The sequence below is a fragment of the Aquisphaera insulae genome, assembly GCF_011064615.1.
GTDB classification, from domain to species: Bacteria; Planctomycetota; Planctomycetia; order Isosphaerales; family Isosphaeraceae; genus Aquisphaera; species Aquisphaera insulae.
The window spans coordinates 1-17,661 of the sequence record NZ_JAALJH010000001.1 but is presented as its reverse complement, the minus strand read 5'-3'; the positions used below and the strand labels follow the sequence as shown (position 1 = coordinate 17,661).

Annotated in this window: 14 protein-coding genes; 2 read left to right on the top strand and 12 right to left on the bottom strand. The window is 69.7% G+C overall.

Going from position 1 to position 17,661, the window contains the following annotated elements; genetic code table 11:
- Nucleotides 1-8: 8 nt before the first annotated feature.
- The 6 genes from G6O54_RS00070 to G6O54_RS00045 form a co-directional block, all read right to left on the bottom strand.
- A complete protein-coding gene (locus G6O54_RS00070; protein ID WP_165218945.1) occupies nt 9-1,727 on the bottom strand; it encodes an alpha-keto acid decarboxylase family protein in 1,719 nt (572 codons plus the stop codon).
- 28 nt (nt 1,728-1,755) lie between these two features.
- On the bottom strand, nt 1,756-2,793 hold the full coding sequence (holB, locus tag G6O54_RS00065; protein WP_165218942.1) for a DNA polymerase III subunit delta': 1,038 nt from the start codon (nt 2,791-2,793) through the stop codon (nt 1,756-1,758).
- The gene (gene tmk, locus G6O54_RS00060) at nt 2,765-3,448 is read right to left on the bottom strand and encodes a dTMP kinase (RefSeq protein ID WP_250846626.1); all 684 of its coding nucleotides are present in this window, start codon (nt 3,446-3,448) and stop codon (nt 2,765-2,767) included. The genes holB and tmk overlap by 29 nt, the downstream gene beginning before the upstream one ends.
- An 80-nt stretch (nt 3,449-3,528) precedes the next feature.
- Complete coding sequence (locus tag G6O54_RS00055; protein ID WP_165218939.1) at nt 3,529-4,008, bottom strand: bis(5'-nucleosyl)-tetraphosphatase; 480 nt, start codon at nt 4,006-4,008, stop codon at nt 3,529-3,531.
- On the bottom strand, nt 4,005-4,352 hold the full coding sequence (locus G6O54_RS00050; protein ID WP_165218936.1) for a biotin/lipoyl-containing protein: 348 nt from the start codon (nt 4,350-4,352) through the stop codon (nt 4,005-4,007). Before G6O54_RS00050 ends, G6O54_RS00055 begins: the two co-directional genes overlap by 4 nt.
- 133 nt (nt 4,353-4,485) lie before the next feature.
- Complete coding sequence (locus G6O54_RS00045) at nt 4,486-6,120, bottom strand: glycosyltransferase family protein (RefSeq protein WP_165218933.1); 1,635 nt, start codon at nt 6,118-6,120, stop codon at nt 4,486-4,488.
- A 219-nt stretch (nt 6,121-6,339) separates the two neighbouring features.
- Here G6O54_RS00045 and G6O54_RS00040 point away from each other — a divergent pair, with 219 nt between their 5' ends.
- Complete coding sequence (locus G6O54_RS00040; protein WP_250846624.1) at nt 6,340-8,259, top strand: redoxin domain-containing protein; 1,920 nt, start codon at nt 6,340-6,342, stop codon at nt 8,257-8,259.
- 22 nt (nt 8,260-8,281) lie between these two features.
- Entirely contained in the window at nt 8,282-9,139 is an 858-nt protein-coding gene (locus G6O54_RS00035) for a YHS domain-containing protein (protein ID WP_165218930.1), read from the top strand.
- On the opposite strand, the gene G6O54_RS00030 is transcribed toward G6O54_RS00035, so the two are convergent.
- From G6O54_RS00030 to G6O54_RS00005, 6 genes are all read right to left on the bottom strand, one after another.
- Nucleotides 9,140-9,808 (bottom strand): hypothetical protein, encoded by a 669-nt coding sequence (locus tag G6O54_RS00030; protein ID WP_165218927.1) that lies wholly within the window; start codon nt 9,806-9,808, stop codon nt 9,140-9,142.
- Nucleotides 9,809-9,909: 101 nt separating this feature from the next.
- On the bottom strand, nt 9,910-10,377 hold the full coding sequence (locus G6O54_RS00025) for a hypothetical protein (protein ID WP_165218924.1): 468 nt from the start codon (nt 10,375-10,377) through the stop codon (nt 9,910-9,912).
- Between the two features lie 27 nt (nt 10,378-10,404).
- Nucleotides 10,405-11,646: a DNA polymerase Y family protein gene (locus tag G6O54_RS00020; protein ID WP_165218921.1), complete on the bottom strand. Its 1,242-nt coding sequence runs from the start codon at nt 11,644-11,646 to the stop codon at nt 10,405-10,407.
- 332 nt (nt 11,647-11,978) lie between these two features.
- Nucleotides 11,979-13,388, bottom strand: a complete 1,410-nt coding sequence (locus tag G6O54_RS00015) for a DUF1501 domain-containing protein (RefSeq protein ID WP_165218918.1) — start codon at nt 13,386-13,388, stop codon at nt 11,979-11,981.
- A gap of 47 nt (nt 13,389-13,435) precedes the next feature.
- A complete protein-coding gene (locus G6O54_RS00010; RefSeq protein WP_165218915.1) occupies nt 13,436-16,075 on the bottom strand; it encodes a PSD1 and planctomycete cytochrome C domain-containing protein in 2,640 nt (879 codons plus the stop codon).
- 46 nt (nt 16,076-16,121) lie between these two features.
- Nucleotides 16,122-17,294, bottom strand: coding sequence for a DUF1559 family PulG-like putative transporter (locus tag G6O54_RS00005; RefSeq protein ID WP_165218912.1), 1,173 nt, complete (start codon nt 17,292-17,294; stop codon nt 16,122-16,124).
- Nucleotides 17,295-17,661: the final 367 nt, after the last annotated feature.

The following is a 17,661-nucleotide window of genomic DNA, read 5'->3' as shown; positions in this document are numbered from 1 at the left end:
TCTCGGGGTCATCGGTCGCGGTTGTCGACCATCTTCGAGAGTTTGCTCGCCATCCGCTCGAGCGCGGGGCTGCGGTCGTAGCGATCGAGGTGGACGTTCAGCAGGCTGAATGATCCGGTGTTGGCCCAGGCCGCGGCCAGGGACTCGTCGAGCTGGCGGACGTTGCGGACCTCCAGGCCCATCCCGGCCCCGAGTACCTCCGGGATTCGATGGTATTCCCAGTTGTGGATGTCGTTGAACGGCCCTTCCAGGAGGAACCGCTCGGTGGTGTAGCCGTGGTTGTTGAGCACGACGACGATCGGATTGAGGCCGTGGCGGGCGATGGTCGCCAGCTCCATCCCCGTCATCTGGAAGGCCCCGTCGCCCACGATCACGAGGATCCGCGGGCCCGCCGATGCCATGCTGGCGCCGACGGCCGCCGGCACGCCGAACCCCATCGAGGTGTAATAGGCCGGGCTGAGGAACTCGGTGTGGCGATGGATCTCCAGGTCCGCGGCGCCGAAGAGGGAATCGCCGATGTCCGCGATGACGGTGATCTCGGTGTGGGCCTTGAGCAGGGCGTTGAGCCGGCCGAACAGCAGCGACGACGTCACCGGCGATTCCGGCGAGGCGACCGCGGCCTCGAACGGATTGCCGCGCGGCGGGACGGGCGTCCCGGCGACGACGAGCTTGCGCCGGATCAGCCCGTCCAGGAAGTCGTCGAGCCGCACGTCCCGATAATGGTGGTGGCGAATCCTCAGGTCCTCGCTCGTGACGTCGATGGACTTCGAGGGGTCGAGCTTGGCGGTGAAGATGCCGAGGTTGATGTCGGTGAGGAAGCAGCCGAGCATCAGCAAGCAGTCGGCGTTCTCGACCAGGTCGGTGACCTCGGGACGCCCCATCGCCCCCTCGTAGACTCCGGCGAAGAGGGGATGTGCCTCCGAGATCACGCTCTTCCCCAGGATCGTGGTGGCGATCGGCATCCCGGTGGATTCCGCCAGCTCCAGCAGGCGATCCTGGAGCCGGAATCGGTGGATCTCGACGTCCGCCAGGATCATCGGCCGCTTCGCCGACGTCAGCAGGGCCGCGGCCTCGTCGAGGGCCTCGCGGAGCGCGGCCGGGTCGCTGGGGGGGAGGCCGGCGTGGGGGTGGTGCGGGGCCGCTTGCCGCGCATGGGTCTGGTCCCTGGGCAGCTCCAGGTAGACCGGACGCTTGAATCGGAGCGCGGCCTCGAGCACGCGGTCGATGTCCCTGAAGGCGGTCTCCGGATGGTCGAGGACGGCCGACGCCGCCGTGATCTGACGGAAGACCTTGAACTGGGTGTCGAAGTTCTTCACCTTGTGATGCAGCATGGGGTTGTGCGCCCGCTCGTTCATCCCCGGCGAGCCGCTCAGGACGATGACCGGGGACTTCTCCGCGTAGGCCCCGGCGATGCTGTTGCAGGTGCTCAGGCCGCCGACGCAGTAGGTCACGCAGACGCACCCCAGGCCGTGGATTCGCGCGTAGGCGTCCGCCGCAAAGCCCGCGTTGTCCTCCCGGGTCATGCCGACGACCTGGATCGGGCTCTCGTCCAGCAGCCGGTAGAGCCCGAGCACGTAGTCCCCCGGGATCCCGAAGACGTGCTTCACCCCCAACGCCTGGAGCCGTTCGACGAGGTATCCGCCGACCGTCCGAACGTCGGGCGTGGCCGGGGAGGGGGCCGCGGTCGGTCCCGAGTCATGCCCATGAGGCGCCGAAGGTTTCTTCATCGAGATCTCCTGCCGGCTCGACCGGCGGTTACTCGCGGGCGCGGCCGTTCAGCAGTCGTGAAAGGTCGTGGAACAGGGATTCGAGGACGACGGGGAGGAGGAGGTTCCGCCTCAGGTGATAGGCCGCGCCCAGGCAGCGATCCATGAGGGCGAAGACATCCTCCGGCTCGAGCCGTGCCGCCAGCTCGGAGGCGGCGCGGCGGTCCTCGGCGTCGGGGCTGGGGGGCTCCAGCCCGGCGGTCTGCCAGAGCACCCCCCGGAACAGGCGGCCGAGCTCGCCGATCAGGAGCGCGGCCCGGCGTCGATGGTCGGCCGACTCCTTGCCGGCCTGGCGGACGAAGGCCAGGAACCGCTGCGCCTGCAGGGACGGATCGAAGCCCCGGTCGGCGGCCAGGTCGTCGATCAGCGCGCGGCGGAACCGCTCGAGCTCGGGGTCGGCCAGGCCGATCGCCCGGCTCAGGCTCCCCTCGCCGAGGGCGGAGAGCCGGGCGGCGTCGGCGGGGTCGCTGGCCACGCCCTGCGACTCGAGCAGGTCGGCGACCAGCGGATCGGGGAGCGAGCGGAAGCGGACCACCTGGCACCTCGAGACGATCGTGTCGAGCTGGAGCTCCGCGGAGGTGCCGATCAGGATCAGGACCGCGCCGGGGGGGGGCTCTTCCAGGGTCTTGAGGAAGGCATTGGCCGCCTCGTCGCTCATGGAGTCGACGTCGTCGACGATGGCGACCTTGCGCCGGCTCCGGGCCGGCTTCAGGCCGAATTCCGCGCAAAGGTCCCGGATCACCTGGATCGGCAGCTCCGAGCGGTCCGCCGGCCGGCCGAACTCGAGCAGGTCCGGGTGGGTCGCGGCCTCGGCCTGGAGGCAGCCCGGGCACTCGCCGCAGGGGTCGAGGTCCTGCTCGCGATTCGTCTCGCAGAGCAGGGCCCGGGCGAGGACCCTCGCGAGGGTCCGCTTGCCGACGCCCTCGGGCCCGACGAACAGGAAGGCGTGCGCGAGCCGGCCGGCGCGAGCCGCGGCGCGAAGCATGGTCACGATCGAGTCATGGCCGCGGACCGATTGCCAGGACACGTCCCACCTCGTTCTGAATCCGACCGAAGACCGAATCGGCGTCCGCATTGGCGTCCACGACGATCGTGCGGGCCGGGTAGGCGGACGGGTCGCGACCCACGTGGAGGAACCCCTCGCGGACCCGATTGCGATACGCGTCCGGCCGGTCCTCGATCCGGTCCCGGCCCGGCCCGACCCGCGCCCGGGCGGCGTCGAGCGGGACGTCCAGGACCAGCGTCAGGTCGGGGAGGAGACCGTCCGTGGCGTCGCGCCCGAGCCGGGCGACCAGGTCGAGCGGGAGCCCGCCGGCATGGCCCTGGTAGACGAGGCTCGAGAGCAAGAAACGGTCGGTGACCACCACGCGGCCCGCCTCGAGCGACGGCCGGATCACCTCGTCCACGAGCTGGGCGCGGCTCGCCATGTAGATGAAGACCTCGGCCCGGACGCTCAGATGGACGGAGGCCCGATCGAGGACGATCTGGCGGAGCCGCTCGCCGACGGCCGTGCTGCCGGGGTCGTGGCAGGCCACGACGTCGAGGCCGGTTTCCCGGAGCCAGCTCACCAGGCGAGCCGCCTGGGTCGTCTTGCCCCCCCCGTCCGGCCCTTCGAGCGCGATCAGGAGGCCGGGATGCGGGTGGGGGCGGAACGGGGCTTGATCCGTGTGCTGGTCGGGCATCGTGGGCTGGCTCCTCTGGCCACCATCCTAATCCTCCGCGGCCGGCGAGGACACGCCCCGTCCCGCCGTCGGCCGGTCGGTCAGGTGGGGGGGCCGGCCGCCCCCTCGCGGAGCCAGGCGTTCGCCTCCGCGAAGACCTGGCGGATCTTGGTGTGGTAGAGCAACTGATTGATCTGGTCGAAGCTCCCCCACTGGAACCACCGGCCCTGCGCGTCCTCGACGTGCTCCTCCGATCGGGTCGGGTCGGCGGCGAGATCGACCTCGACCAGGTAGTAGGTCACCGTCTTGACCACCTTGCGGCCGCGGCGGATGTAGGTGTAGGAGAGGCTCCGCTCGAAATCGTCGATGAACCTCCAGCCCGTGAGGCCGGTCTCCTCCTGGAACTCCCGCGAGGCGGTCTGGCGCGTGGTCTCTCCCTGCTCGACGCCTCCCTTGGGGAACTCCCACTTGGCCCGGGGATTGCGCACCGTGGCCGAGTGGAGGACCAGGTAGACGAGCCCCCTGTCCGGCTCCCGTCGGAAGGGTATCACTCCGGCAGATCGCTCGTGGAACGTGGTCATGTGGCGGGCGGACCTGAGCGCGGAGGGATGCTGCCCGGATCGCGGCCACGCCCCCGACCCTCGCCGTCCGGATCGCCGAGATCGTCGCCGCCCTCCTCGCCCAGGACCGCGAGCCGTCCGAGTAAGGTACCCGGGAGGACCTGATCATCCTCGCGCGCTCGGATCTCCACCAGGCGGCCGGTCGCCGGCGCGGGGACATCGAAGGACGCGGGGCCGGCCAGTACCTCGACCAGCCGCTCCCCCTCCCAGACCGTCTCCCCACGCGCGACAAACCAGTAGCTGACGACGATCGGTGTGTCCGGACCGGTCCCCAGGTCGGGGACGATCACTGCCGCCATTCGCATGGCGAGTCCCGTCACGTCTGTTGCCTAACCGTCTATCTCGAAACGGCATGCGGACCGTTGCCGATTCGCACGCCGCTCACTTATCCCTAGCTTATCTTGGCCCATCCTCTTTGGCCAGAGCGATTTGAATTGGTTAGTACCGGCTGATCGGCCGGGGCGCCTTGCCCGCGATCGAGGCGCCGTCGCGTCGCGGCACCAGCTCCAGCACGACGTAGGCATCGCGCAGCCAGCCCTCTCCCGGCTTGCCGGGCTGGATCTCGTACGAATCGCGGCGGCGGACCTCGAAACTCCGTAGCAGCGCGGCGTACCACGCGTCGAACCCCGGCTCCCCCTCCGGCAGCTCGTCGAAGGCGACCAGGCGGAGGGGCCGATCGGCCGAGTATCGCGAGGGATCAAGGTCCACGGGGAGCCGGTCCCGATGACGCTCGGAGAACATCCGCTGATGGAAGAGGTAGACCGCGGACATCCCCACCCGCCAGAGGTCCGGCCGGGCCGATAGCCCCAGGTCGGTCTTCACGCAGGCCGATTCGCCCCGGGGCGACTGGCCGGACCAGACCCAGCGTGCGAACTCCCGGGTCCTCGCGTCCTCGATCACCCGGTACGGCCTGGCCAGGTCGCGGACGAGCAGCCCGACGCCGAGGATCGCGAGCGCCGCCGTGCAGCCCGCGATCGCCGCGAACTGCCGGCGTGGTATCCGGATGCGAGCGATCAGGTCCGCCAGCCCCAGGCCGGCCAGGAGGCAGATCGACGGGGCGAGATAGAGCATGACCCGCTGCGCCCCGCCGAACGGATAACGGCCCAGGAACGCCGCGGCGAGTCCCAGGGCGGACGGGGCCAGCAGGACCCCGAGCGCGGCCCGGTCTCCCCGCCTCGCCAGGCAAAGGGCACCCGCGATCAGGCAGAGCAGGGTCGCCGTGCTGCCGCCGTGCCGGTCGCCCGCCGGGTAGGCCATCATCACGCCGGACGTCACGTCGACGAGCCAAACCGGGACCATCCAGGGTCGGTCCAGCGGAGGGAAGGCGTCCGCCCAGCAGCCGGTCCGGTACTGGTCGCGCATGGCCGCCGCCTGGAACTGGGTGCACGCGAAGTAGACCGAAAGGAAGGCGGCCGCGACCACCAGGTTGGTCGTCAGCCAGCCCAGTCGGACCGACCGCTCCGGCGACCGGAGGACCAGGGGGGCCGTGGCGATCGCAATCCCCCCCAGCACGAAGATGACCGGATACGAGACGGCGATCAGGACCGGCGAGGCCGCGGCCATGATCCACCACCACCGACTCCGGCCGGGTTCCTTGATGGCGTGGAGGGCCAGGCTCACGACGATCAGCGCGGCCAGCAGGTCGCCCGCATAGGGCTTGATCTCGGCCCCGTGCCGGATCGGGAAGATCGCCGTGGCGAAGACGGCGACCGCGATCAGCCGCGCCTTCCCCGTGAGAAGCTGCCCCGAGAGATGGCCGAAGACGACCATGCCGGCGACGCTGCAGATCGTCGGGAAGAGTCGGAGCGACCATTCCGAGTATCCCAGCCAGTCCACCGCGGTCCGCTCGATGACCAGGAAGAGCCAGGGGGCGATCTGCCCGTATTCGAGCGGCCGGAAGAGGTCCACATAGCTGCGATCCCAGAGGCTCGCCGCCAGGAACGCCTCGTCGTGCCAGATCGGATAGACGACCAGATAGCGAGTCAGCCGAATCAGGATCCCCAGGACCAGGAAGACCCCCGTCGCGATCGCCACCCATCGCCCCGTCCCGGGCCTCCCTTCCGGATTATCCATGCGCGGTCTGACTCCCCATCGCATCGGCCAGGACGCCCCCGCGAGTCCGTCCGAGGGGGCTCGGCCGGGACTATATCAGAAAGCCGCGAGGCGGCCATGCCACTCCCGTTCGGACTTTTCCCGGGAGAGTTGAAACCTGGCGTTGCGTCACAGGGTCTTACTCGGGAGAGTTGAAACCCGGCGAGCGTTCGGCTCGCCCCCATACCCCGAGGTTCCGGAATGAGAACGATCCGAGGAGCGACGTCGGCTTCCCCATCACGACGATCCGGCGGCGCCGTGCTCGCCTGGGTCCTCTCGGCATGCACCCTGATCGGGGTATCACGGCCCGTCGCCGCGGACGGACAGCCCCGCCCCGCGCTCCCCGCGGACCGCGGCGTCGGCCAGCGGATGGGGAATTTCAAGCTCCGCGACGTGGTCAACGACCGCCAGGTCTCGCTCTACGGCTTTGCCGGCAAGAAGGCGGCCGTGCTCGTCTTCCTGGGGGCCGAATGCCCGCTCGCCGAGCTGTACGCGCCTCGGCTCAAGGAGTTGAATTCCGCCTACCGGTCCCGCGGCGTCGTCTTCCTGGCGATCAACTCCAACGCGGGCGATTCCGCCGCCGCGATGGCCGCCCAGGCCCGCAAGCACGCCCTCGATTTCCCCATGCTCCGGGACGAGCGGAACGTCGTGGCCGACCTGGCCATGGCGGAGCGGACCCCCGAGGTGGTCGTCCTGGACGGCCGCGCCGTGATCCGGTATCGGGGCGCGATCGATGACCAGTACGGCGTGGGGACGCGCAAGCCCGAGCCCGCTCACCGCTACCTGGCGGACGCCCTGGACTCGATCCTGGCGGGGAAGCCCGTCGCGCTGGCCTCGACCGCCGCGCCGGGCTGCCTCATCGACCGGGCCTTACCGGCGGAAGCCCGGTCCTCGGCCCCGCGGATCCGACCGGCGGCCCCGGCGATCCTGGCCGGGATCAAGGAGACAGCGGGCGAGACGACCGCCGACGTGGGGGCTGTCACGTATGCCCAGGCCGGGCGGATCCTGCAGGAGCGATGCGAGTCCTGCCATCGCCCCGGCCAGGTCGGTCCGTTCCCGCTCCGGACCTATGACGACGCGAGGAAGCACGCCGCGATGATCGGCGAGGTGGTGGACAACCGGCGGATGCCCCCCTGGCATGCCGACCCTCGCCACGGCAAGTTCTCGAACGACCGCAGCCTGACGCCCCGCGAACGCGCGACCCTGTTGGCCTGGGTCGAGCAGGGGACGCCCCTGGGCGACCCGAAGGACGCCCCGCCCCCGCGCGAGTTCCCCGACGGCTGGACCATCGGCAAGCCCGATCTGGTCATCGAGATGCCCCAGGACTACCTCGTGCCCGCCCAGGGCGTCCTCGAATACGTCCGGATCCGCGTGCCGACTCATTTCCAGGAAGACCGCTGGGTGCAGGCCGCCGAGGCCCGGCCCGGCGAACGCTCGGCCGTCCATCACATCATCGCCTACGTCGTCCCGCCGAAGGATGCGAAGCGGGACCGGCACGAGGAGTCGCACCTCGTCGCCTACGCCCCCGGCGACCTGCCCAGCATCTACCCCGCGGGGACGGCCAAGCGGATCCCGGCCGGATCCGACCTCCTCTTCGAGCTCCACTACACCCCCAACGGCCAGCCACACACCGACCGCTCGAAGGTCGGGCTCGTCTTCGCGAAGGAGCCGGTCGTACGCGAGGCGCGCACCGTCGGCATCGCCGAGACGGGGTTCCTGATCCCGGCGGGGAAGGACGACGTCCCCGTCGCCTCGACCCTGACCCTGGACCGGGAAACGCGGCTGCTCAACTTCATGCCCCACATGCACCTGCGAGGGAAGGATTTCCGGTACACGGTCACGCGACCCGGTCAGCCCCCGGAGGTCGTCCTCTCGGTCCCGGCCTACGATTTCGGCTGGCAGAGCATCTACACGCTCGCCAACCCGATGGCCCTCCCCGCCGGGACCCGCATCGATTGCCTGGCCCACTTCGATAATTCCGCGGGCAACCCGAACAACCCGGACCCCACCCGGCTCGTCCGCTGGGGCGATCAGACGACCGACGAGATGATGATCGGCTACATCGACGTCGACTTCCCCCGCGATCGGGGAGCGAAGGCCGACGCCCGGCCCTCACTCTGAGTCCACGGCACCAGGTCTCATCATGCGATACCCTCGCCTCTTCCTCATCGTCCCGGCCGTCCTGTTCGTCGGCCCGATCCTGGGCCAGCCGCCTGAGCCGTCCCGTGACGTCCCGCCGGCGCTGGCCCCGCTCGAGTTCCTGGTCGGTTCGTGGAAGGGGCAGGGGGTGCCCAGGGACAATCCCTCCCAGCGTTTCCGCGGGTGGACCGAGACCCACACCTGGGCCTGGGCCTTCGAGAAGGGGAAGCCCGTGGGGCTGACCGTCTCCATCAAGGCCGGCAAGGTCCTCGCCCAGGGCCGGTTGACCTACGACGCACCCTCGCGCCGCTATCGGCTCGAGGGCAAGGAGCCCGGCGATCGGGGCAAGGCCGTCGTCTTCACGGGGACGCTCGATGCCACCGGCAAGGTCCTGAACCTGGAGCGGGCCGAGCCGTCCGGCGGCGGGACGCAGCGGCTCTCGATCCGGCCCAATGCGAACTTCGTCCGCTACGTCATGACGATCGACCGGAAGCCGGCGGGGTCGACCGCGTTCGCCCCGAAATCCGAGGTCGGCCTGACCCGCGAGGGCGAGTCCCTCGCCGCCGGAGCCTCGGCCGTCGAGCGTCCCCGCTGCATCGTCACGGGCGGGGCCGCCGCGATGTCGGTCTCGTACCAGGGCCAGTCCTACCCCGTCTGCTGCACCGGCTGCATCGACGAGTTCAAGGAGAACCCCGAGAAGTACCTCAAGAAGCTGGCCTCCCGGAAGGCCGAGCCCGCGAAGGGGGCCGCGGCCGCGAAGCCCTCCGGCGTGAGCCGGTTCGAGGACGCCTTCTCGGGCGACTCCGACGACGCCCCCGCGCCGGCGACGGACGGCAAGGACGCGAAGAAGCCGCCCAGGTAATCAACGCTTGGGAGGCGGGATCGCCGGCGAGATCTCCTCGCCTTCGCCCGCCGGACGGGCCGGGGCTTTGCGCGAGATCCGGATGTCCAGGCCGATGGTGGTCGTCGCGATCTCCCAGTCGTCGCGATCCCAGCCGACGATGATCCCGGAGGCCTCCAGCCGGTCGAACATCTGCTCGACGTAGGCCGGCACGCGGTCCTCGTACTCGCTCGCCAGGTCGAGCTTGCGGCCGATCAGGTTGAGCAGGCCGCGGATCGATCGCGGCCCCTTCTCGGCGATCGCCGCCCGCCCCTCCGGGGAGGCCGGATCGGGGCCCTCCATGGTGAGCTCGAGCGAGCGGATCAGGCGGCCGAGCTGGCCGAACCAGGTGTCGCCGTAGCCGAAGTATTCGCGGTGGACGATCGTCACGGCCCCTCGCCGGACGATGGCCGCCTGGTAGACGGCTTCCAGGTAGTTCTCGCCGTAATCGGTCTGGAAGGCGATGTTGACGGCCTTCGCCAGGTGCTGGAGCGCGGCGTCGTCGCCGACCTTCTTGGGGTCGACCTCGAGCGCCAGGTCGCGGAGCCCGCCGGCCCGGCGGGCGGTGACCGTGCCGGGCTCGCCGACGATGGCCACGCCGACCGGGACGTCCGCGTTGGGGGCCTGCGGCGTGGATTCTGGCGTGGACATGCGAGCGATCCTCGATGGCCGCAAGGGGATGCGGGAACGTCGCGACGACGGGCCGATGATCGCCTGTCCGCCATCGGCGGTCAAGCGCGCGGCCCCTCGGGTCAGATCCGCTCCTCGATGAGCACGGGCATGCGAGGGGAGCGGGTCATGATCTGGTAATAGTGGCTGGCCGGCTCGCAGATCATGTAGACGACGGCGACCCCGCGCTCGTCGGGGACGAGGATCCCGCGGATCCCCTGGCGGATCTTGTACCAGACCCCGCGGTCGTAGCCGAGCGAGGCGGGGATGTCCACGTAGACGCCGTCGAGGTTCCGCCAGTAGCCCTCGTCGATGGTGGACTGCCAGGTCCAGCCGGTGGCGGGGAGGAACCGGCTCTGCCCCCGGCCGTTGCCCCAGCGGACGACCAGGAGCCGGCCGTCGCGCCAGACGGGCAGCCGCGGCCGGCGGTCGCGATAGTAAAATCGCACCTCGCGCTCGCCCCCACGCTCGTGGACGCGGCGTTCCAGCCCGTATCGTGCCGACAGCTCCGTGGGCAGCTCACTCCATGGCAGGGCAATTCCGACGCACATTGTTATCGTTGTCGCGGCGATCCCGGATCAGAAGCAGATTTTCCCTCGGATGTCGCAGATGTCATATTCATTGGCCACGTCGCGGTAGATCTCCGGCAGGCGGAGGGTGGCGGCGCTGCGGAGGCTGAAGCGGCCCATCCGGTTGTTCACCTGCTCCTTGACCCGGGCGACGGCCTCCGCACGGGCCCGCGCCGCGGGGTCCTCGAACAGCCCCGGCGGGCACTGGCCGCGGGGGGCGAGGTCCTCCGCGATCAGGTGCATGTGGCTGGCCTGGACCCCCGGCATCCACGCCTTGCGGAGGCACGGCCGGGCCGCGTCGAGCAGGAGGTCGAAGCGGTCCGTGGCCACCGGCATCGTCCGCTGGCCGACCCCCGAGTGCCCGGTCTTGTAGTTGAGGGCCACCGTGATTCGCCCCGCGGTCACGCCGTGGAACCGCATCTCCTCGATCAGCCGCTCCAGGTTGCGGACCAGCCAGGCATAGAGCACCCCCGGCGCGGCCGTCGACTCGCCGAACGAGCCCCCGCGCGACAGCACCTTGTGGGCCGGGCGCTTGGCGTGGATCGCCTGCACGGGATCCCCATTGAGCTCCCACCAGAGGGTCTCTCCCGCCGCCGTCAGCAGCGACCGCACGAGCCTCCGGTCCGCCCGGGCCAGGTCCAGGCAGCTCGCGATCCCCCAGGGGGACAGCCGTGCCGCCCGCCGCCCCGCGATCCCGGTGATCTCCGTCACCGGCAGCCCCCTGAGCAGCTCCTCCTCCTGATCGGCCCCGATCACCGCCCTGGCCCCGAACGGCTTGGCCGAATCCGAGATCAGCTTCGCCAGCGTCCGCGTCCGGGCGATCCCCACCGTCACCGGCACCCCCAGCCGCTCCCGGATCCGGTCCCGCATCTCCTCCGCCAGCGACTGGAGCGTCTGCCCGCGATCGGCCAGGGCCAGGAAGAAGAACTCGTCGATCGAGTAGTACTCCACCCGCGGCGACAGGTCCCGCACCGCGTCCAGCATCAGCCGGCTGAGGACCTCGTACCAGCGGAAGTCCCGCTTCACGTAGATCCCCTCCGGGCACTTCTCCATCGCGTCCCAGATCGGCTCCCCGGTCTTCACCCCCTTCGCCTTCATCTCATAACTCTTGGCGATGACGCACGCCCCCTGGTTCCCCAGCACCCCCACCGGCTTCCCCTCCAGGAAGCCATCCCGCACCCGCTCCGCCGACACGTAGAAACAGTCGGCGTCCAGATGCCCGATCGCCCTGGCGGATGCTCGCGTCGTCATGAACAGAAATGTAGTATGAACTCCTGGACAGGTCAAGGGAGATGTCGCCACGGAGAGAAGAGGGGAGGAATTTAGCCACGGATGAACACAGATCAACACAGATAGAGAGGGAGGGAGGGAAGGAGGGAGGGAGGGAGGGAAATTCAGGTTGGGCGAGCCCGGAATCCGGCGGCCAGCCCGGCGACTGGGTCGGGCCTCGGCATCTCCGCAAGCCCACCCTGACCGTCCTTCCCTTTCCCTTCCCCGTCCCTCCCCAATTCATCTCTTATCTGTGTTTATCAGTGTTGATCTGTGGCTAAATTCCTCCCCCCCTCTTCATCGGTGGCTAGCGTTCAGGCGAAGATGGAGCGGGCCACGTTGCCGGCGACGTCGGTGAGGCGGAAGTCGCGGCCGGCGTAGCGGTAGGTGAGGCGTTCGTGGTCCAGGCCCATCAGGGCGAGGATCGTGGCGTGGAGGTCGTTGATGTGCATCCGGCCCTCGACGGCGTGCTGGCCGAACTCGTCGGTGGCGCCGAAGGAGAAGCCCGGCTTGACGCCGGCGCCGGCCAGCCACATCGGGTAGCCGGTGATGTTGTGGTCGCGGCCGTCGGGCCCCTGGGCGGTCGGCAGGCGGCCGAACTCGCTGCCGAAGAGGACGAGAGTCTCGTCGAGGAGCCCGCGCTGGTCCAGGTCGGCGAGCAGGGCGGCCGTCGGCTGGTCGGTGGCGGCCGTGTTGCGGATCAGGCCCGCGTGCAGGTCGTTGTGCTGGTCCCAGCCCGGATGGCAGATCTCGACGAACCGCACCCCGGCCTCGCTCAGCCGCCGGGCCATGATGCACTGCCTGGCGAAGCTCCCGGCGGGGCCGGGCTTGACGCCGTAGGCGTCGAGGACCGCCTGCGGCTCGCTGGCGATGTCCAGCAGCTCCGGGACCTTGCCCTGCATCCGGAAGGCCAGCTCGTACGACGAGATGATCCCCTCGAGCTCGTCGGGCGCCGAGGGAGTCGCGGCGAGGTCGCGGTTCATGGCCTGCACCAGGTCGATCTGCTTCCGCTGGAGGCTCGACGGGGACTGCGCCTTCAGGTTGGGCAGGTAGCCCAGGTCGTTGATCCGCGTCCCCTGGAAGTGGGCCGGCAGGAAGGCGCTGCCGTAATTGAGCGCACCGCCGAAGTTGGGCGGCGGGTTGATCGTCACGTAGCCCGGCAGGTCCTGGTTCTCGGTCCCCAGCCCGTAGAGCAGCCACGAGCCCATCGAGGGCCTCGTGAGCTGGACGAGCTTGGCCCCGGTGTGGATCTGGATGACCGCCTCGGGGTGGGCCGGGGTGTCGGTGTAGAGCCCGCGCAGGAAGCAGAACTTGTCCACGTGGGCGGCCAGGTGCGGGTAGAGCTCGGAGACCCAGGTCCCGGTCTCGCCGTGCTGGCGGAAGCGGAACTTCGAGGCCGTGAGCGTGCCGCCCCCCGGGCCGACCTTGCCGTCGCTCTGCTGGAGCCTGGGCTTGTACTCCCAGGTGTCCATCTGGGAGATGGCCCCCTGCATGAACAGGAAGATGATCCGTTTGGCCTTCGCCGGGAAGTGGGGTGGCCGGGGCGCGAGGGGGCGGTCGGCCGGGGTGGCGGGCTTTCCCGGAGTCCCCGCGGCGCGGGCCGCGGGGGCGGCCTGGTCGAGCAGGCCCGCCAGGGCGAGGCTGCCGAAGCCGGCGCCGGCGGACCGGAGGGCCTGGCGGCGGGTGAGGAGGGACCCGGGAAGATGCGGAGAATCGTTTGGCATCGTCGTTCTCGTATGGATTGATTGATCAAGAGCGAGGGGCCGGAGCGTCATCGCAGGTATCGGAACTCGGCCGAGCCGAGGAGGGCCTGGCAGAAGCTCGACCAGGCGGCCGATTCCGGATTGGAGGCGCGGATGACCTCCTCGCGGACGGGTTCGTCGGACTGGTCGGCCTCGTCGGGGTTCACCGGGGCGGCGGCGGCCTTGGGCTTCGGCCGCGTCTGAGGCTCGGGGGCCTTGGCGGCGACCGCGGTGGAGGGGCTCCAGTCGATCGCCGCGCGGGCATCGCGGGCGAACTCGGCGATGTAGGCCGAGGCCCGGCGGAGCTCATTGGCCGAGGCCGGCCTGCCGACGGTGCGGCGATAGGCCAGGTCGATCCGGGCCGCCTCGTCGAGGTCCGACCGGGCCAGGAGCTGGTCGGCCAGCTCGATCGACCGCCTGCGGACGAACGGGTCGTTGAGGAAGTAGAGGCTCTGCGACGGGACGGTCGTCGTCTCGCGACGGCCCGTGACCATGCCCTGCTCGGCGGGGTCGAAGACCTCGAGCGAGCCGGGCGTGATCCCCCGGAGCGACGGGAGGTAGACGCTCCGCAACCGGCTCGCGCCGGCGATCTCCAGGAGCTTGCGAGCCTCCGGGCCGTTGTTGCGGATCTCGATCACCTTCATCGAGGAAGAGGGGGACGAGTCCCCGACGGGCCGGACCGGATCGAGGCGGCCGGCCGCGACCAGGGTGGCGTCGCGGATCTCCTCGGCGTCGAGCCGCCGCGGGGCGTGCCTCCAGACCAGCCGATTCGACGGGTCGGCGGCCAGTCGATCCGGGGTCGCGGACGAATCGAGCTGGTAGGCCCGGGTCAGGATGAGCCGTCGGACCAGCCGCTTGACCGACCAGCCGTCCCGGGTGAACTCGCGGGCGAGATGGTCCAGCAGCTCCGGATGGGACGGCAGGTCGCCCGTCACGCCGAAGTTGTCGACCGTGCGCACCAGGCCCTGCCCGAAGAGATGCTGCCAGGCGCGGTTGACGAAGACCCGGGAGGTCAGCGGATTGTCCGGGCTGGTCAGCCAGCTCGCGAGCTCCGCGCGGCCGCTCTGTTTCGCCGGGATCGCCGGCTGGCCCGGCAGGTTGAGGACCGACAGGAACCCGCGGGGGACGGTCGGGCCGAGCCGTTCGGCCTCGCCCCGGATCCGGACCTGGGTGTCGCCGACGGCCTTGCCGTCGCGGACGCCCAGGGCGACCGGGCCGAGCGCGGCCGGGTCCGTGAGCTGGAGGAGATCGGCCTGGAGCTTGACCATCTTCTGGCGGGCCGCGGCCCGCTTCGGCCGGCCGTTGGGGCCGAGCTCGGCCCCCGCGGGGGAGTCCCGAAGCTTCTCGAACTCGGCCTTCGCGGCGGCGACCTTCTTCTTCGCCTCCTCGACCTTGGCCGAGTCGGCCTTCGAGGCGGGGGCGGAGTCCAGCGGGATCAGCATGGCCGTGTCGTAGTAGTCGAGCCCGCCGCCCCCCATCTTGTTCCGGACGCCGGCGCACAGGTCGGTGCTCTGGAAGATGCCGGCCAGGGCGTAATAATCGGCCTGGGGGATGGGGTCGAACTTGTGATCATGGCAGCGGGCACAGCTCGCCGTCAGCCCGAGCACGGCGCGGCTGACGGTGTCGATCTGCTCGTCCACGTTGTCCATGACGAAGCGGACCTTGAACCGCTGATTGACGTCCTTGACGCCGAGCGCGAGGAACCCGGTGGCCACCAGGTGTTCGCGACGCTCGCGGTCGTCGGCCGCCGGCAGGAGGTCACCGGCGATCTGCTGGCGGAGGAAGCGATCGAAGGGGACGTCGCGGTTGAAGGCGTCGATGACGTAGTCGCGATATCTCCAGGCATGGGGGAACGGGACGTTCCGCGAGGAGCCGGTCGACTCGCCGTACCGGGCGACGTCCAGCCAGTGCCGCCCCCACCGCTCGCCGAAGGCCGGCGAGGCCAGGAGCCGGTCGACCACGCGCTCGAAGGCCCCGGCGGAGTCGTCGCGGAGGAAGGCCTCGACGTCGGCAACCTCGGGCGGCAGGCCCGTCAGGTCGAAGGTGGCCCGCCGGATCAGCGCGACGCGGTCGGCATCGCCCACCGGCGAGAGGCCCTTCGCCTCGAGGCCGGCCAGGACGAAGCGATCGACGTCCGACCTCGGCCAGGAGGCGTCGCGTACCGGCGGCGGGCCGCCGCCGCGGACCGGCTGCCAGGCCCAGTGGCTCTTGCGGAGGGCCGCGTACTTCTCCTCCCACTGGCCACGGGCCGGGGCGCTCGCGGCGACCTCGGCGGGCCAGGCGGCGCCGTCCTCGATCCATCGCGCCAGATCGGCGATCTCCGCGTCGGTCAGCTTCGACTTCGGGGGCATCTTGGGGGCATCGTCGGCGTGCCGGACCGCCTGGAGGAGCAGGCTCTCGTCGGGCTTCCCGGGGACGACGGCCGACCCGCTGTTGCCCCCCTGGACGAGGCCGTTGCGGTCATCGACCCGCAGGCCCCCCTTGGAATTCGTTTCGGCCGAATGACAGGTATGGCACTGGCTCACGAGGATCGGCCGGATCTTCTTCTCGAAGAACTCGACCTTCTTCTCGGGGCTCGCCGACGCGGGAGCGACCTCGGCCCGCGCGGAAGGCGGGCCGAGGGGGACGATCGCGAGGATGGCCGGCAGCCATCTCGTAGAAGGCTTCATCGGGGACTTGCTCCTGACAGTTCGTTCCGGACGGCTTCGCCGCGGGTCAATAAGAATCGGAGGAGATCACCTCGCCCTGCCTGATCGATCCGAGCGCCCAGAGCGTCGGGCGGCTCACGCTGTCCTTGAGGAAGCGGACCGATCCGTCGAGGAGGACCACGTTGGCCCCGCCGGGGTGATGGCTGCTCAGGCCGTAGATCCCGACGCTCTCGATCGTGCCGTTGTTGCTGGTGCTGCAATACGGGTAGGGCGAGTTCGGCGGCAGCACGAGGTTCCCCTGGCTATAGCCGACCAGGCCGAACGCCCAGGATTCGCCCAGGGTCACGGACTTGCCATATCGTCCGCCCCCGGCCCGCCACTGGGCGGAGCAGGCCTCGATCCACGCGGGCAGGCTCGCGACGAGCTTCGGATTGGGCAGGTTGAGCGTCCCGTTGTTCCTCGCGGTCCCGGCGGGGAAGGTGCCCGTGAAGACGATGTCCTGGATCGACTGCGTCCCAGACTGGCCGCTCCCGATCCGCCATTCGCCGAAGCCGATGGTGTTGCTGGTGCCGTCGGTGATCTCGCTGAGCCTGGTGATGTGACCGAGCGTACCGATGTAGGGGAAAGGGCCATTCGGCGGCCCGCCCGTCTGCTGCATCGCGAATTCCAGGCTCGAGCCCATCGAGGCGAAGTAGTTGTTGCCGACCGCGCGGGTCGTCGCCAGGACCGTATGCGTCCCCTGGATGAGCCACGCGGGCTGCACGTCCGATGGGCAGATGAACGTGCTCAAATACGTTGACGTCACAGTGACGTTGATCAGATCGCCGATCGGATCGTTGAAGATGCTGACGTTGAAATTCAGGGCGTTGAAGAGGTTCTGCTGCTCAACGTAGTTGAGCATCCGGGCGTGTGCACTGGGGCCGTGGTTGTTGTAGAAGGTGCTCGAACGGATGTCCCCGTTCTCGAAATAAGGCAGCGCACCCGGCGGGAAGCAGGCGTTGGTGCTCTCGTAGTTGAGGAGCCCGAGGCCGATCTGCTTGAGGTTGTTGGTGCAGTGGATGCGCCGGGCCGCCTCGCGGGCCGACTGCACCGCGGGCAGGAGGAGGGCGATGAGGACCGCGATGATCGCGATCACGACCAGGAGCTCGATCAGCGTGAAGGCCGGGCGGCGTGCCGACCCGACGTGATTCCCTTCGGCGCGGACCGAGAGCGACCGGCCTCCTTGCGTGAGGCTGTTCATGTTCGTCTCCACGAGTCTCGAGCGAGCCTCCGAGTCGTTCGGTCGGCCCGTCGCGTAAAGGTAGGTCGAGACGCCTCTCGTGGACGAGTGGGCGGAAGGGAGCACCGATCAACCGACGTGAAGAAATCTCACTGTCGATCGGTATTCAGGCCATCCCGGACGGATTGCCTCTTCGCAACAACGCGTTCGGATCGCCACGATGGTGGGACAAATCCCCGTGCTATGAGCCCCATTCTTCACGCGCGTTAGCTCAAGGTCAAGAGGAATTCCCGCATAGTCTGTAGGAATAATCAAAGTTGAGCTTTGGGGGTGGCTGGGATGGAAGGGGAATGGGCCTTCATGGAGGCCCTTGAAGCGCGATTTCGGT

Coding starts and splice junctions, on each gene's coding strand:
- G6O54_RS00070 (WP_165218945.1), bottom strand. CDS start 1,727: ATGAAGAAACCTTCGGCGCCTCATGGGCATGACTCGGGACCGACCGCG.
- tmk (WP_250846626.1), bottom strand. CDS start 3,448: ATGCCCGACCAGCACACGGATCAAGCCCCGTTCCGCCCCCACCCGCAT.
- G6O54_RS00055 (WP_165218939.1), bottom strand. CDS start 4,008: ATGACCACGTTCCACGAGCGATCTGCCGGAGTGATACCCTTCCGACGG.
- G6O54_RS00050 (WP_165218936.1), bottom strand. CDS start 4,352: ATGCGAATGGCGGCAGTGATCGTCCCCGACCTGGGGACCGGTCCGGAC.
- G6O54_RS00045 (WP_165218933.1), bottom strand. CDS start 6,120: ATGGATAATCCGGAAGGGAGGCCCGGGACGGGGCGATGGGTGGCGATC.
- G6O54_RS00040 (WP_250846624.1), top strand. CDS start 6,340: ATGAGAACGATCCGAGGAGCGACGTCGGCTTCCCCATCACGACGATCC.
- G6O54_RS00035 (WP_165218930.1), top strand. CDS start 8,282: ATGCGATACCCTCGCCTCTTCCTCATCGTCCCGGCCGTCCTGTTCGTC.
- G6O54_RS00030 (WP_165218927.1), bottom strand. CDS start 9,808: ATGTCCACGCCAGAATCCACGCCGCAGGCCCCCAACGCGGACGTCCCG.
- G6O54_RS00025 (WP_165218924.1), bottom strand. CDS start 10,377: ATGTGCGTCGGAATTGCCCTGCCATGGAGTGAGCTGCCCACGGAGCTG.
- G6O54_RS00020 (WP_165218921.1), bottom strand. CDS start 11,646: ATGACGACGCGAGCATCCGCCAGGGCGATCGGGCATCTGGACGCCGAC.
- G6O54_RS00015 (WP_165218918.1), bottom strand. CDS start 13,388: ATGCCAAACGATTCTCCGCATCTTCCCGGGTCCCTCCTCACCCGCCGC.
- G6O54_RS00010 (WP_165218915.1), bottom strand. CDS start 16,075: ATGAAGCCTTCTACGAGATGGCTGCCGGCCATCCTCGCGATCGTCCCC.
- G6O54_RS00005 (WP_165218912.1), bottom strand. CDS start 17,294: ATGAACAGCCTCACGCAAGGAGGCCGGTCGCTCTCGGTCCGCGCCGAA.